Origin of the sequence: Weissella cibaria, assembly GCF_004521965.1 — a bacterium.
Classification (GTDB): domain Bacteria; phylum Bacillota; class Bacilli; order Lactobacillales; family Lactobacillaceae; genus Weissella; species Weissella cibaria_A.
Map to the genome: position 1 here is coordinate 1 of NZ_SDGK01000045.1, position 14900 is coordinate 14900.

General features: G+C 45.7%; 14 protein-coding genes, 1 tRNA gene and 1 other annotated feature. Of the genes, 11 read left to right on the plus strand and 4 right to left on the minus strand.

What is annotated here, in order from left to right:
* Positions 1-226 precede the first annotated feature (226 nt).
* The 11 genes from EST42_RS06370 (at position 227) to EST42_RS06420 (ending at position 10779) form a co-directional block, all read left to right on the plus strand.
* Positions 227-568 carry a hypothetical protein gene (locus EST42_RS06370; protein WP_134644711.1) on the plus strand — a complete coding sequence of 114 codons (342 nt, stop codon included), beginning with the start codon at positions 227-229 and terminating at the stop codon, positions 566-568.
* A gap of 319 nt (positions 569-887) precedes the next feature.
* A complete protein-coding gene (locus EST42_RS06375; RefSeq protein WP_134644712.1) occupies positions 888-1799 on the plus strand; it encodes a phosphate ABC transporter substrate-binding protein PstS family protein in 912 nt (303 codons plus the stop codon).
* A gap of 68 nt (positions 1800-1867) precedes the next feature.
* The gene (locus EST42_RS06380; RefSeq protein WP_134644713.1) at positions 1868-3154 is read left to right on the plus strand and encodes an ATP-dependent helicase ComFA; all 1287 of its coding nucleotides are present in this window, start codon (positions 1868-1870) and stop codon (positions 3152-3154) included.
* A complete protein-coding gene (locus EST42_RS06385) occupies positions 3144-3818 on the plus strand; it encodes a ComF family protein (protein WP_134644714.1) in 675 nt (224 codons plus the stop codon). Before EST42_RS06380 ends, EST42_RS06385 begins: the two co-directional genes overlap by 11 nt.
* 161 nt (positions 3819-3979) lie before the next feature.
* Positions 3980-4540: a ribosome hibernation-promoting factor, HPF/YfiA family gene (gene hpf / locus EST42_RS06390; protein WP_010374259.1), complete on the plus strand. Its 561-nt coding sequence runs from the start codon at positions 3980-3982 to the stop codon at positions 4538-4540.
* A 180-nt stretch (positions 4541-4720) separates the two neighbouring features.
* Positions 4721-4987, plus strand: a binding site (T-box leader).
* A gap of 51 nt (positions 4988-5038) precedes the next feature.
* On the plus strand, positions 5039-6328 hold the full coding sequence (locus EST42_RS06395; protein WP_134644715.1) for an O-acetylhomoserine aminocarboxypropyltransferase/cysteine synthase family protein: 1290 nt from the start codon (positions 5039-5041) through the stop codon (positions 6326-6328).
* Between the two features lie 109 nt (positions 6329-6437).
* Positions 6438-6881 (plus strand): hypothetical protein, encoded by a 444-nt coding sequence (locus EST42_RS06400; RefSeq protein WP_134644716.1) that lies wholly within the window; start codon positions 6438-6440, stop codon positions 6879-6881.
* A complete protein-coding gene (locus EST42_RS06405; protein WP_134644717.1) occupies positions 6881-9064 on the plus strand; it encodes a Tex family protein in 2184 nt (727 codons plus the stop codon). The genes EST42_RS06400 and EST42_RS06405 overlap by 1 nt, the downstream gene beginning before the upstream one ends.
* Positions 9065-9141: 77 nt before the next feature.
* On the plus strand, positions 9142-9477 hold the full coding sequence (locus tag EST42_RS06410) for a hypothetical protein (RefSeq protein WP_134644718.1): 336 nt from the start codon (positions 9142-9144) through the stop codon (positions 9475-9477).
* Positions 9478-9541: 64 nt separating this feature from the next.
* Positions 9542-9625: transfer RNA gene (locus tag EST42_RS06415), tRNA-Leu, on the plus strand.
* A 161-nt stretch (positions 9626-9786) separates the two neighbouring features.
* Positions 9787-10779, plus strand: a complete 993-nt coding sequence (locus tag EST42_RS06420) for an IS30 family transposase (RefSeq protein WP_134643832.1) — start codon at positions 9787-9789, stop codon at positions 10777-10779.
* Between the two features lie 52 nt (positions 10780-10831).
* On the opposite strand, the gene EST42_RS06425 is transcribed toward EST42_RS06420, so the two are convergent.
* The 4 genes from EST42_RS06425 to dapA all read right to left on the minus strand — a co-directional run bounded on the left by EST42_RS06425 (position 10832) and on the right by dapA (position 14896).
* Positions 10832-11926 (minus strand): aspartate-semialdehyde dehydrogenase, encoded by a 1095-nt coding sequence (locus EST42_RS06425; protein WP_134644719.1) that lies wholly within the window; start codon positions 11924-11926, stop codon positions 10832-10834.
* 102 nt (positions 11927-12028) lie between these two features.
* Entirely contained in the window at positions 12029-13210 is a 1182-nt protein-coding gene (locus EST42_RS06430; protein ID WP_134644720.1) for an aminotransferase class I/II-fold pyridoxal phosphate-dependent enzyme, read from the minus strand.
* A 59-nt stretch (positions 13211-13269) separates the two neighbouring features.
* A complete protein-coding gene (gene dapB / locus EST42_RS06435) occupies positions 13270-14010 on the minus strand; it encodes a 4-hydroxy-tetrahydrodipicolinate reductase (RefSeq protein ID WP_134644721.1) in 741 nt (246 codons plus the stop codon).
* A 19-nt stretch (positions 14011-14029) separates the two neighbouring features.
* Positions 14030-14896, minus strand: a complete 867-nt coding sequence (gene dapA / locus EST42_RS06440; RefSeq protein ID WP_134644722.1) for a 4-hydroxy-tetrahydrodipicolinate synthase — start codon at positions 14894-14896, stop codon at positions 14030-14032.
* Between the last annotated feature and the right edge of the window lie 4 nt (positions 14897-14900).

Consider the following 14900-nt stretch of genomic DNA (forward strand, 5'->3'; position numbering starts at 1 on the left):
CAACTTGAAACCACACCCAACTCGGGTGTGGTTTTCTTTTTGGCTAGAATAAAGTAAAACATTGGTGAAGAAGGCCGATGCACCCAGGTGACTTAATCTCGTGCTAAAATAGCCAAGTTATGTATTAAAGTACAGCCACCAATGATACATAATAAAGCAGACTGGGAATGTCTGAGATTTTAGACCAATAGCTGCTGTGATAAAAACGAAAAGATCGAACGGTGCGATGAAAGTCTCATATCATGTCAAACAAGGTCATAATCAGATTAGTGATGATCAACAGGCTGTTGAGATTCCAGTCTTTTTGGCTGTGATAACGCATGTAATCGATTTATTTGCGCCGTTATCAGATACGGCCTTAAAGTATATTGGCTATTTAGCGATTGCTTTAGTGGCACTGGCAATTTTTCGCTTTTTAATTACGGTATTCATGTATTGGGCATTGAGTCGGTGGCGCAATAAAAATCCGGATAACTATCAAAACCAAGATTATGTGTTCGAGATAGACAATGGAATGACGCGGGATACACAGACTGAGTACGAGACAATTATCGTTGACGCTGAGTAGTATGATAAGGCATACAGAGGACTAGTCATTAAGGGTGTTATAGAAATTTTAATTATGTTGATCATTGTCTTTCTAATCAAATAAATCATTCCAGGCGTAAATTTGCTAAATCAAACTTGGCAGATTTACGACGCTTTTGTTTTGTAAAGAATAATCTTACAAAACTAATATCTAATCTGAACAGAACCCCGGCAAAGCCGCTACAAATTACCTCTATACTAATAAGTGTCGTAGGGGAGAACGTCTCTAACTGCTACTACTAAGCTTCGAACCTGCGACCTAACTCGAATAATATCTAGTCAAACGTTAGGAGATTGTCATGAAGGGTAAGTTATATCTTGCTGTGGGGAGTTCTGTTGCATTAGTATTAGCCGGGGGATTGGTGAGTGGAGGTGCTGTTCATGCAGCCTCTGATAGTCGCGTCATGGCGGTTGGGTCAACAGCCCTACAACCGCTAGCTACGCAGGCTGCCGAAATGTTTGGAGAGAAACATGCCGGTGTAAATGTCGTTGTTCAAGGTGGTGGATCGGGTGCCGGTCTAAGCCAGGTTGGTAAAGGCGGTGTCACAATTGGTAATTCAGATATTTTTGCTAGCCAAAAGGCTGGTGTTGATGCAAAGAAGCTGAAAGACCATAAGGTAGCTGTTGTCGGTATCGTACCAGTTGTGAATGAAGATATTAAAGTTAAGTCGTTAACGATGAATCAGTTACGTGATATCTTCTCAGGTAAGATAACGAACTGGAAGGACGTTGGTGGTCAAGATGAAATGATTGTCCTAATTAATCGTGCACAAGGTTCGGGTACTCGGTTCACATTCGAACGCGAAGTCATGAACGGTGAGGATACAAAAACTGCCCAAGAACAAGACGATAACGGAGCAGTTCAAAAAATTGTTAGCAAGACACCGGGTGCTATCTCATACCTGGCCTTCTCATATACGAGTGGGCCAAATGCCAAGGGCTTACGAACGCTATCAATTGATAAAGTTTCTCCAACTGACAAAAATGTCCGATCAAATAAGTGGCAAATTTGGGCATACGGGCATATTTATACGGCAAAGAAGACAGACAAGAATACCAAAGTCTACATTAAATTCGTGAAATCTTCAGCAATGAAGAAGACCATTAAGAAACTTGGTTACTTTCCAGTTTCTGATATGAACGTTGTTAGGAACGCTGACGGTGATGTTAAGAAAAGTAAATTAGTAAATGAAATAATTGCCGTCCAGTGAGTCGGCATTTTTGTTTGGAATTTTTTGTGTGTTAGCCGTCTATAGTCAGAGGAGGTGGTAGTTCAAGAATGGATAAATCAGATTTCTATGGTCGCTTGGTACCTGTGCGACGCGACCAAATGGAAGCATTACCTGCGGGAGCTGTGACGATACCAGCCATTAAAGATGGGATATGCCAGCGGTGTGCCACAAAAATTGATGCGATATGGCGCACACCAGCAAGCGCCTACTGTTGGGCTTGTGCAAATTTAGGTCGGTTGTCAGATGACCAATTTTTGGCAACTATACCAGAGCCAAATGTGTTTGAAAGGAATGCAACGCCGTGTCAGTGGCAAGGTGAGTTAACGCCGGCCCAACGCCGGGTGGCAGATGAACAGGTACAGGCACTCGTAGCAGGGCGTTCACATTTAACCTACGCAGTAACCGGAGCAGGAAAGACCGAAATGCTGTTTCCAATGTTGACATCGGCTTTACAGGAAGGAAAGCGCATTGCCTTAGTATCCCCGCGCGTGGATGTGATTGTAGAGTTAGCACCACGTTTGCGTGATGCGTTTAAAACGGATTTCGTGGTTCTCTATGGCGATTCACCAGAGACGTATCGTTATACACAGTTGGTATTATCCTCTACGCATCAGTTGCTGCGTTTTCAGGCAGCATTTGATGTGATTGTTGTGGATGAAGTGGATGCGTTCCCTTACGCTGAAAATGCGCAATTAGAAGGTGCCGTACAGCGAGCAACTAAGCCACAAGGGTGTCATTTTTATCTTACGGCAACCCCCAGTGGGCGACTTTTGCGCGAAGTTCGCAAACAACGATTGCTGATTAGTTTATTGCCCCGCCGGTATCATGGACAACCGCTGCCAAATTTTTCGATTATTAAGATTGGCAATTGGCGCAAAAAATTAGCGAGGCGTATCCAGCGTATTCTCCGTACGTATGTTATGTCAAAACAACGCTTTTTAATTTTCGTGCCCCACGTTGCTGATTTAACTGCAACACTGAACGAGATAACACGGTTACAACCATCGCTTAAAATTGCGGCGACACACGCTGGCGATCCTGACCGTCAGGTGAAGGTACAGGCGATGCGAGCAAGTGAGTTGCAAGCGTTGATTACGACAACTATCTTGGAACGTGGGGTGACATTTAAAGGCATTGATGTGATTATTTTAGGTGCTGACGACCCTGTTTTTAGTCAAGCAGCCTTGATTCAAATTGCTGGACGTTGTGGACGTAGCGCTTCTCGACCAACCGGTAAAGTTTGGACCGGGGTTACGGAACGAACGCGAACGGTGATCCAAGCCCGGAACGAGATTCGGTATTTAAATATGAAAGGAAAACAGTATGACGTGTGAATTGTGCGGGCGGGTACAGCAAGTAGAATGGTCTTTAGCTGATTTTTTCATCTTTCATCAGCCGCAGATGTTATCAATTTGCGAAGGGTGTCGACAACAGTTCACGCGGATTACGGGACCGGTGTGTGCTGAATGTGGGTGTCAAAGCCAAATTTCACCTTGTGCTGAGTGTGAGCTTTGGCTAGCAGCAGGATACCCGGCCATTTATAATCAAGCTTTATTTGCCTATGATGAGCAGATGCAACAGTACTTTAAGCAGTATAAGTTTCACGGTGGTTATCATTTAAGGGATGTATTTCAGGAGATCCTCGCGCAAAGGTTGGCTAAAGTTGCACCGACTATGATTGTGCCAATCCCAGTAACAGCGGAAACACAAAGCCGACGTGGTTTCAACCAAGTGAGTGCATGGTTAGAAAAATGTGAAATAAATGAAATTTTAACTTGTGTCTCAACCAGTAAGGCGGTACAATCTAGGAAAACACGGCGGGAGCGTTTACAGACAACGCAGCCGTTCTGTCTCGTCACAGAAAATCTTGATTTAACTGGACAAAGAATTTGTATAGTTGATGATGTTTATACGACAGGACGCACGTTACGTCACGCGACGTCGTGTTTGTATGAAAGTGGTGCGACCCAAATATGCACAGTCACGTTAACAAGATGATATGTTCATGAAGAGAGGATGAAAACGCTTTCTTTTATTGTTATATTGGTGTTACAATATAGTTACCGAAAGGGCATCTAGATAGATACTTTGGGAACTGCGTGGTTACGTGTTATGGGGACATAGCATCACGCAAATCTAGTCAGACAGGAGACAGGATTATGCTAGAATTTAAGGTACGTGGTGAAAACATTGAGGTCACTGATGCAATGACCGACTACATCGAGAAGCGTTTGTCACGCTTGGAGCGTTATTTGAACGATGACGCAAAGTATGTTGCCCACGTTAACGTTCGTTCATACAAGGAAGGTACGTTCAAGACGGAAGTTACGATTCAATTGCCATACTTGTTGTTGCGAGCTGAAGATACGCAAGCCGACATGTATCAAACTGTTGATTTCGTTTCTGAAAAGTTGGAGCGTCAAATTCGTAAGTATAAGACTAAGGTCAACCGTAAGTCACGTGAGAAGGGCTACAAGGGTATTGAAGAATTGGACTTTGCAGCTGCACCGGAAGAACTTGAGGCAGAAGAGTCTGAAGCATTGGACATTGTACGTACAAAGCATGTTGCTTTGAAGCCAATGGACGCTGAAGAAGCAGTTTTGCAAATGGAATTGCTGGGCCACGAGTTCTTCATTTTCCAAGATGCTGAAACTGATACGGCTGCTGTCGTATACAAGCGTCGCGATGGCAAGTATGCCTTGTTGGACACTGAAGCATAATTACTAAGAGATTAGGCGTTACGCATAAAACCTATAATAAAGTGGTGTGGTTATGGGACACAGCACATTAAAAACAAAACTGCTGATTGATGATAGGGCATCGATTGGCGGTTTTTGTTTGGTGTAGACGTTGACATTAAGTAAGTGAAAGTTTACAATCAAAAATGTTAGAAAACAATGAGAAACAAAGTGATCAGGAAAGTATTTGTCGTTCGCCAAACAGAGAGCTGTTGGTTGGTGTGAGACAGTTGGGGAGATGACAAAGAAAATGGCCTGTGATTGGAAATCGTAAGTGGCAAGTTCATGAGCGGTTTACGGGTTGGTCTCCGTTAACGGACACGCGTATCTTCATCAAATCATGTCGCGCTCTGACCGCACGTTGTAAGGTTGTCCCGGGTAACTGGGACAATAAAGATAGAATGGTAACACGACAATCTCGTTTCTATTCCAGTAAATAACGGGGTAGGAACGGGCTTTTTGCACAGAAAGGAATCTAAAATGACGGCACTAAACTTTGATACAATCGCACTTCATGGTGGCTACACGCCCGACGCTGAGGCCCACGCAACCAGCGTGCCAATTTATCAAACCACTTCGTATGTTTATGACAGCGCAGAAGATGCTGCAGAACAATTTGCTTTGGATAAGCCAGGACAGCTGTACACTCGTTTTACGAATCCAACGACCGAAGTGCTTGAAAAACGTTTGGCTGAGCTTGAAGGTGGTGTTGGGGCCGTTGCAGTGGCATCGGGAATGGCAGCAATTAATTATGCGCTGGAAAATATCACGGTTGCGGGTGATCATTTGGTTGCTGCGAATACGCTATATGGTGGGACCCACAACTTGTTGGCAACAGCGTACCCTCGGCGCGGCGTGACCACGACATTTGTGGATATCGATAATTTGGCAGCAGTCAAGGCGGCCATTCAGCCTAATACAAAGGCACTCTACATTGAGTTAATTGGTAATCCAAATTCAAACATCGCAGATTTACGCGCCTTAGCCGAAGTCGCCCATGCATCTGGCATTCCATTGATTGTGGATAATACATTTGCAACAGCATATCTCAATCGAGTGTTTGATTTTGGCGCTGATATTGTCGTTTACTCTGCCACGAAATTCCTATCGGGTCACGGGGCTGCGTTGGGTGGTATCGTGGTCGATAGCGGTCATTTTGACTGGGCGCAAAATGACAAATTCCCGGGTCTAACAGAACCTGACGAAAGTTATCACGGGTTAGTGTATACCGAAAAGTTTGGCACCGCTGCGTACGTCAATCGGATTCGTTATAATTTGTTACGGGATTCTGGGGCAACCTTATCTCCTTTTAATGCCTGGTTAATTCTGTTGGGACTAGAGACGTTGTCATTGCGTGTACAACGCCACGTTGACAATGCCCAGAAAATTGCTGAATTCTTAGCCCAACATCCGGCTGTGGAGTGGGTAAATTATGCGGGATTACCTGATAGCCCGTACTATGAGTTGGCGCAAACATACTTGCCAAAGGGGCCGGGATCAATCTTTACCTTTGGGGTTGTTGGTGGGGCGACAGCTGGTCAAAAAGTCTTGGATAGTGTCCAAGTCTTTACGCATTTTGCTTCGTCTGGTGAAGGAAAATCATCAATTTTGCATCCGGCCTCAACCTCACATGCGCAATTAAGTCCGGCAGAATTGTTGGCATCAGGAACACGTCCTGAAACGCTCCGTTTATCAGTTGGGATTGAGGACGTGGCTGACCTGATTGCTGATCTTGATCAGGCGTTGCAGGGGGCAGTAACTGAATCATAATTGTTTGCCCACCGATGTATGAGGTGGGCTTATTTTGTGGTGGCGAACTGGTATAATAAAAGCATTGTTTAAAAAGTTAACCGCCTAAATGGCAAGAGGAGATTTATTCATGGCTAAGATGAAGTTCGTGTCACCACAACAATATGCAAATAACTTGGGTCAAGTTATTCAATCAACTGAAGATGCTGGTAACAAGGTTGCACCATTCTTCGAGAAGCTTGATGATGCCATTAAGGCTGACCAAGTTGCGGACATGCCAAAGGCTGATTTTCAAGAGATTTCAGTTGAATTTGATGAAGCAGTGGCAGTGTACAAGGATGCATCAGCTAAGATTAACGCCATGGCTGCACCCGTTCGTTTGATGGGCTTGCACCAATCAATGAAGAAGACGTTTACGGAATACGCTGCTGCGACTGAAGCAATGGCCGAATCGTTGAACGTTGCTGACCAATCAATCGATATGGACAAGTTCAAGCAATCAGAGGCTGATCAAGACTCATTGATGGAGAAGTTCTTGGTACAAGTACGTCGTATTTTGACGACGGCAATGTAATGACGATGGTGGATAACGACGCACTGACAATTGATATTGCTAGTGCAGTAGCAAAAGAATTAGCGTTGCCACTAACGAAAGTGACGGCGACAACAGAATTATTAGCTGATGGGAATACGGTGCCATTCGTGGCGCGTTACCGTAAGGAAGTCACGGGTAATTTGGATGAAGTTCAGATTCGTGATATCCAGGCGGTTACGAAGCGCTTAGAAGATTTGCAAGCACGTAAGCGAACCGTTCAAAAGGCAATTGCTGAACAAAAGGCAATGACGCCAAACTTGTTGAAAGCTTTGGCAGCGGCTGAAACAATGCAAGCAGTTGAAGATATTTATCTGCCTTATAAGCAAAAGCGCCGTACCAAGGCCACAATTGCTAAGGAAGCCGGATTGATGCCATTGGCACAATTGGTGCAAAAGTTTCCAACGACTGGCTTACAAGCCGAGGCGGCAAAGTTTGTGAACCCGGAGAAAGACTTGCCCGATATCGCGGCCGTTATGGCCGGCGTGCATGAAATTTTTGCGGAAGTGATTGGTGAAAATGCGGGGTTACGTAATTGGACACGTAAGTACACGCGTGATAATGGTCACCTAGTCTCAAAGCTGAAGCGTGGTGCGGGTGACAAGGATACCCAAGAAGTCTTTAAGTTGTACTATGAGTTCAGTATGCCAGTCAGTAAGGTAGCAAATCACCAAATTTTGGCTATTAACCGCGGTGAGAATGAAGGCGTTTTGTCGGGTAGTATCGAAGCGGACGCTGAAGCGATTGCCCGTTATTTGAAGTTCCGTTTGGTTGGTTCAAAAACGGGTGAGGCAGCCGGCATGTTGGTTGCGGCTGCCAATGACGCGTACAAGCGCTTTATTGGTCCCGCTATCGAACGCGAATTGCGTAAAGAGCTTTTCGAACGGGCAGCTGGGGATGCAATCAAGGTCTTTGGTACGAATTTGTATCACCTACTTATGGCAGCACCGTTGCGCGGCCGGGTGGTACTAGGATTCGACCCAGGGATTCGAACTGGTTCAAAGTTGGCTGTGGTTGATGAAAACGGTAAATTCCTGGAAAAGGCGATTATCTATCCACATCGCGCTGCCAAGTACGATCCGCAAAGTGCCAAAGAGACGATTATCAAGCTAGTTAAACAGTACGGTGTTTCACTGGTAGCGATTGGTAATGGAACGGCATCGCGTGAGTCACAAACGTTTATTGCGGACATTATCAAGTCAGACTTACCTGATTTGCAATACGTAGTGGTTAATGAGTCTGGGGCGTCTGTTTATTCAGCTAGCGATGTGGCGCGAGAAGAGTTCCCAGACCTGCAGGTTGAGCAGCGTTCAGCAATTTCAATTGCCCGTCGTTTGCAAGACCCAATGGCAGAACTTATTAAAATTGATCCGCAGGCGGTTGGTGTGGGGCAATATCAGCACGATTTGCCAACCAAAGAGCTCGATGCTGAACTGGATGCGGTACTGGAAACGACCGTTAACCAAGTTGGGGTTAACTTGAATACAGCTTCACCACAATTATTGACCCATATCGCTGGTTTGACGAAAACCACGGCGACTAACATTGTGACGTATCGTGATGAAAATGGTCAGTTTACATCGCGAGCGCAATTAAAGAAGGTGCCAAAGCTTGGCCCTAAGGCGTTTGAACAGGCTGCTGGTTTCTTGCGTTTACCAGATGCTAAGAACGCATTGGATAACACAGATATTCACCCTGAGTCATACAAAATCGCTGAAGCTCTGTTAAAAGAGGCTGGTGTGACAACGCCAGGAGCGGAAGCTGGTCAAGCGTTGCGTCGCTTTAATAACCAGGTCACAGCTGATCGACTTGGGATTGGGTTACCAACCTTGCAGGACGTGATTGCCTCGCTGGGTAATCCAGGACGTGATTTACGTGACGATGCACCAGGAGCGGTGTTGCGTTCAGATGTGTTGTCATTAAAGGATTTGAAGCCGGGGATGCAGTTGCAAGGAACCGTTCGAAACGTGGTTGACTTCGGTGCCTTTGTCGACTTGGGTGTCCACGAAGATGGCCTGGTCCATATTTCACGGATGGCCAAGCGGATGGTCAAAAAACCTCATGAGATTGTGGCCGTTGGTGATATTGTGACAGTTTGGGTCGTTGACGTGGATGTAAAACGTGAACGTATCGGTCTGTCGATGGTTGCACCAAAGGAAAATTAAGCAAAAGAGTGAGCAGAATTGTTCGCTCTTTTTTGATGCAAGCGGGTATAATAGCAACAATGAGGAGGAATGAAAACATGGCATTTTTAGACGGATTAAGTAAGGTCGCGAAAGCAACCGGTAACGTGGTGTCGGAAATTGGCGCACAGGCACAAAAGGGTGGGGAGTATCTCGCTGATCCTGAGAATCAAGCTAAAATTAATGCAAAAGTTGATGAAATCAAGGATAAGGTGACTGGTCTGTTCGCGAAGGACAAGACAGAACAACAAGCGGAAGAACCAGTTGAACCAAAAGAACGTAAGGACGTCACACCGGCTGATGAGGATATCGTACTAAAGTATGAGGACGTTGCAGAACCAGATAAGCAACCAGAAGTCTTGCAACCGCGTCAACACAAGGATGACGAGATTTAAGCGACTTGCATATCATCGGTATATCTGATAATATAATCTGTGCTGGTAGTTTTGGCACAGACATGCGGTTGTGGCGGAATTGGCAGACGCGCAGGATTAAGGATCCTGTGGTAGAGATACCGTGCGGGTTCGACCCCCGCCAATCGCATAAAATATAAAATCCTCTCAATTTGGTTTGGCCGAATTGAGGGGTTTTTTTGTTCTTGAATTTACAATTCAAGTGCAACACTAAGCTAAATAAAAACTGACTCATAATGAACCAGCGTAAAATGTAGTTTGTCTAGAACATACAGAACGCGAGGAAACATTATGAGTCATTATCATCAGCTTACCGCATTTGATCGCGGACGTATAGAAGTTTTACTCAGAGAAGGGTTGTCAATGCGTAGCATTGCAAAAGAAATTGGTAGAAGCGCTTCGACAATCTCTCGTGAGATTGCCCGCTGTGTTGGCTCAACTTATGAAGCTGAGGATGCCGATCAAAAGCACATGCTTGCTCGAACGAAGTCGCATAAACGCCGAAAGTTAGATAACACTGAACTGCGAGAACTAGTTATATATGGAATCAATCAAAAACATTGGTCGCCTGAACAGATAGCTGGTCGACTAAAGATTTCAAGAGGTCATACGATTATTAGCGCAAATACAATCTACCGAGCGATTTATAGAGATAACTTGGGCCAGCCGGTGAAAAGTCACAAAGCTCGGGGCATTGCTCGTGCGCTTCGGCATAGAGGAAAAACTCGACATACTAAAGGTCATGTCGAACGTCGAGGTAAGATTAGAATTCCAAATACGATTGACGAGCGACCTGCAGAAGCAGGTTGTCGCTCTCGAATTGGAGATTGGGAACTGGACACTGTTATTGGCCGTAAAGGCGGTCAAGTATTGGTCACAATGGTTGATAGGAAGACCAGAATATTACTTTCAAAACGAGCGGCATCAAAGAAGACCGTCGATGTTATGAGAATCATAGGTTCAATGCTAGATTCCCTTCCAACCAGTCAGATACAGACTTTAACTCCAGACCGCGGAAATGAATTCAGTGCGCAAGATGAGATAACAAAGAAATTCGATGTCCAGTTTTACTTTCCTGATCCCCACGCTCCATGGCAACGCGGGACCAACGAAAATACAAATGGGCTAATCCGTGAGTACGTCCCTAAAGGGACTGCAATCGAAGATTATTCAGACGAATACATTGAACAAATGGTTGAGCAAATTAATAGCCGACCTCGAAAGCTTTTCGGCTGGAGATCGGCTAAAGAATATTATTTATCTCAAGTGTTCCGGTTGAATTGACAATTCACCATAAGAAAAAAGCCTGAGTTCATCTCCAGACTTCCCATTAGATTTAGCCCATAAACAATTCAGCCGAACCAGCTGGTACTCGGACCAAATCAAGTGCCACCAAACGTTCAGCAATTTGCACGGCATTCCAAGCGGCACCTTTCAACAAGTTATCAGAAACCACCCACATGTGGTAGTTGCCATTATTTTCTAAATCAGGACGGACACGACCAACAAATGTATCCCGCTTTCCTTCAGCGTTAATTGGTTGTGGGTAAATTTGGTGATCCGGATCATCTTCCAAGACAACGCCAGGCGCATCCGACAATGCTTGTTGGATGCCCTTTGTGCTAGTACCGTCCTTGTCTGTGACTTCAAAGTAAACCGTCTCACCGTGGCCAACTGGTACTGGTACACGAACAGCCGTGGCCGTCACCTTGATGTCTGGCGCATTCTTATCACCCAACATAATCTTCTTCGTCTCATGAATCATCTTGTACTCTTCATGCGTGTAGCCTTCATCTTCAAAGACGTCAATTTGAGGCAACAAGTTAAAGGCCAATGGGTAATGCTTCTTGTCACCCTTGGTTGGCAAAATTTCAGCCGTTTCGGTCTCACCATTCAAGTGTTGTTGCGCCTGGTTTAATAGTTCGTTCCAAGCAGATTGCCCTGCCCCAGAGGCAGCTTGGTAGGTTGAGACAACGACTTGCTTCAAACCGAAATTTTGACGGATTGGTTCAAGTGCGACCACCATTTGAATCGTTGAGCAGTTCGGGTTAGCAACGATTCCATTGTGTTGATAAAGAGCCTGTTCATTAACCTCGGGCACCACCAGCGGCACGTTATCGTTCATCCGCCAAAATGACGTGTTATCCACGGCCACCGCCCCACGCTTAACCGCTTCAGGCAACAAGCGGGCTGACACAGAACCGCCGGCTGATGACAAGACTAAATCAACCCCCTCAAATGATTCGGGTTTGGCTTCTTCAATCACGATATCTGAGCCACGGAATTGGCGGTTTTGACCAGCTGAACGAGACGAAGCCAACAACTTCAACGACTTAACCGAAATCGTTGATTGTTCCAATTGTTGAATCAAGCGGGTACCAACCGCTCCGGTAGCTCCTAAAATCGCAACTGTGTACTCACGTTCTGACATAATATTTTCTCCTTAAATTTTAATAAAAACCCGAAATTTGGGTACATTAAAAGCACAAGCTGAAATTAATCAGTTGTGCCATTAATTATTAGTATTTTCTCACTAACCCCTGAGGTCGACGTAATGCTTCAAGCGCACCATCGCCGTCTGCAAATCTTCCGTTGAGGCTGCGTATGATAGACGCACATAGCCTTCACCACCGGCACCAAAAATTGATCCCGGTGCGATTCCAAGCTTAACCGTTTCCGCTAAGTCGTATACAAACGCCATATCATCAGTGTTCAAGTTTGCTGGAATCTTCGCGAAAATGTAGAAGGCCCCCCCTGGTTGTGCGGCAGTAAAACCGGCTTCTGCCAAACCTGCCATCACCAAATCACGGCGCTCCTTGTAGATATCACGCATCTCAGCCGCATCAGCACGGCCATGACGCAACGCCTCATTTGCCGCTGCCATCATCGGCCCTGGCACTGTCGTTACCAAGAATTGGTGCATTTTACCAACGTGCGTCATCAACGCAGCCGGTCCGGCCACATAACCCACACGGTAGCCAGTCATCGCATGTGATTTTGACAATCCGCTCACCAAGATGGTTTGTTCTGGCAACAACTTCGCCATTGAAACGTGTTCACCATCGTAAACTAACTCGGCATAAATTTCATCAGACAAGACCAACAATTGGTGTTCAGCCAAAATATCAGCAATTACTTGCACTTGCGCACCAGTATACGTGACACCCGTTGGATTTGATGGGTAGTTAAACAACACAGCTTTCACATTTGGATGTTCAGCTAAAGTCGCTTGTAGTTTTTCTGGTGTCAAGACAAAATCAGGCGCTGTATTGATACCAATCACTTTAAGGCCAATGATATTCGCAATTGCTTCATACATTGGGAAAGTCGGTGTCGGGATAATAATTTCATCCCCCGCATTAAACAACGCGTTCATCGTCGCGAACAAGGCTTCCGAAGCGCCCACAGTAACCACTACTTCACCGTTTGGTTCGTAACGTGGTGTATCAAACCGTTCAACTAAGTAGTCACTAATTGCTTCACGTAAAGCCAAATGCCCATGTGGCGCTGCGTAGTGTGAGTCGTCTTCGTCAATCGCAACTTTGGCAGCGTCCTTTATGTGCATTGGCACAGCAAAATCAGGCTCACCAAGTGTCAACTTTAAAATGCCGTCGATGGCAGAAAATTTTTGGTCCACCACTCGAATTGGAGATGGTAAAATCTGGGCCAATCGTGTGTTAAAGCGATCAGCAAGGGCAGCATTTAATTCTGGCATGTTTTTCTCCTTTAGCTCACTGGCCATCTTATCAAGTCTCACCGGACTTTGTCGCGGCTTTACAATAGTTGATCTAGGCCGACCGCTAGGCCATCCACCTGCGTAACGTTACGAATTGCTAAGGCAACGCCCCCCATAAACGATTCACGGGTGAATGATGTTTGCTTGAGTCGTAATGTTTCCCCGGGTGCCCCGAAGATAACTTCTTCCTCGGCCACATAGCCAGGTAAACGCATCGCATGAACCGGCACCTGGTCGATTGCTTCCCCACGAGCAGCATCCGCCCGATACTGGGTAATTGGTTTAGCCGTACGAGCCGCTGCAATGCGACTGGCGGTTACCCGAGCTGTCCCAGACGGTGAATCCACCTTATTGGGGTTATGAATTTCTAGCACTTCCGCATCCGGGAAATATTGCGCTGCTTTTTCAGCAAATTGCATCAACAACACCGCTGATAACGAAAAATTAGGTACGATAATCGCATGGCACGCATGCTTTTCAGCTAGATGGCGAAGTTGTGAAACTTGATCAGCTGGCAAGCCACTTGTCCCAACCACTAAATCAAAGCCGTGTGACAACGCATAAGTTGCATTATCAAAGGCTGATTCGGGTAACGTCACATCTACCCAAACGTCTGCTACGACATCAATTTCGTTTAATTCCGTAAAAACCGGCACTGTCGCCTCGTGTGGTGTCCGACCTAGAATACCAACCAACGTCAAATCGGCCAGTTCGGTCAACATATTTTGGATGGCTACTCCCATTTTACCAAATCCACCCGCTAGAAATACGGTTGTCATAAAAATTCCTCTCTCATCTTTACGCAAGATGTGTGATGACATCTGCCGTTTCATTTTCATCCAAAGGCAAAATTGGCAAACGCGTTAGGTTTTGCACCTCACCCTTTTCCGCCAAAACTGCTTTAACTGGTGCTGGCGAAGGGTAACTAAATAGCGTATTCATCCGTGGTGTTAACCACCGTTGCAGCTGCCCCGCCTTACCTAAATCACCATCATGGAACGCCAAGAACAAGTCGCGCATTTCAGGACTATACAGGTGTGCCGCCACTGAAATAGTGCCTGTCGCCCCAATTGCCTTTGCCGCTAAAGTCTGGGCATCCTCACCGGTATAGACTGCAAAATCTGCTGGTGTGTGTTCAACCAAGTAAGCCAAATCATCAATACTTGTGACTTGCTTGACGGCATTGATATTTGGATGCTGTGCTAATGTCACCACACTATCATTTGTCAAGCCAACCGCTGAACGGCCTGGGATGTTATACAGCATAACTGGTACAGCTGATGCATCCGCAATCGCCGTAAAGTGGGCTAACATCCCCTTCTGACTTGGCTTATTGTAGTAAGGCGTCACAGCCAAAATAGCATCTATCCCAGGGATTGCACTAACCTCGGTGACCAACGCGACTGATTGGGCAGTATTATTATCACCGACATTTGCAATCACCGGCCCGCGGTTTCCCACCTTAGCGGCAAAGTAAGCATATAAAGCTAGCTTTTCTTCACGCGTCAAGGTTGGCGACTCGCCAGTGGTACCACCGATGACAAATCCTTGCGTGCCTTCTGCCAACAATCTTTCGGTCAACGAATCCAACGCTGGATAATCAATCGTATCTTCTGCTGTAAAAGGCGTAATAATCGCCGTAATCAACTCAACTTCATCGTACATAACA

Coding starts and splice junctions, on each gene's coding strand:
- EST42_RS06420 (WP_134643832.1), top strand. CDS start 9,787: ATGAGTCATTATCATCAGCTTACCGCATTTGATCGCGGACGTATAGAA.
- EST42_RS06375 (WP_134644712.1), top strand. CDS start 888: ATGAAGGGTAAGTTATATCTTGCTGTGGGGAGTTCTGTTGCATTAGTA.
- dapB (WP_134644721.1), bottom strand. CDS start 14,010: ATGACAACCGTATTTCTAGCGGGTGGATTTGGTAAAATGGGAGTAGCC.
- EST42_RS06405 (WP_134644717.1), top strand. CDS start 6,881: ATGACGATGGTGGATAACGACGCACTGACAATTGATATTGCTAGTGCA.
- EST42_RS06370 (WP_134644711.1), top strand. CDS start 227: ATGAAAGTCTCATATCATGTCAAACAAGGTCATAATCAGATTAGTGAT.
- EST42_RS06395 (WP_134644715.1), top strand. CDS start 5,039: ATGACGGCACTAAACTTTGATACAATCGCACTTCATGGTGGCTACACG.
- EST42_RS06380 (WP_134644713.1), top strand. CDS start 1,868: ATGGATAAATCAGATTTCTATGGTCGCTTGGTACCTGTGCGACGCGAC.
- hpf (WP_010374259.1), top strand. CDS start 3,980: ATGCTAGAATTTAAGGTACGTGGTGAAAACATTGAGGTCACTGATGCA.
- EST42_RS06410 (WP_134644718.1), top strand. CDS start 9,142: ATGGCATTTTTAGACGGATTAAGTAAGGTCGCGAAAGCAACCGGTAAC.
- dapA (WP_134644722.1), bottom strand. CDS start 14,896: ATGTACGATGAAGTTGAGTTGATTACGGCGATTATTACGCCTTTTACA.
- EST42_RS06430 (WP_134644720.1), bottom strand. CDS start 13,210: ATGCCAGAATTAAATGCTGCCCTTGCTGATCGCTTTAACACACGATTG.
- EST42_RS06400 (WP_134644716.1), top strand. CDS start 6,438: ATGGCTAAGATGAAGTTCGTGTCACCACAACAATATGCAAATAACTTG.
- EST42_RS06385 (WP_134644714.1), top strand. CDS start 3,144: ATGACGTGTGAATTGTGCGGGCGGGTACAGCAAGTAGAATGGTCTTTA.
- EST42_RS06425 (WP_134644719.1), bottom strand. CDS start 11,926: ATGTCAGAACGTGAGTACACAGTTGCGATTTTAGGAGCTACCGGAGCG.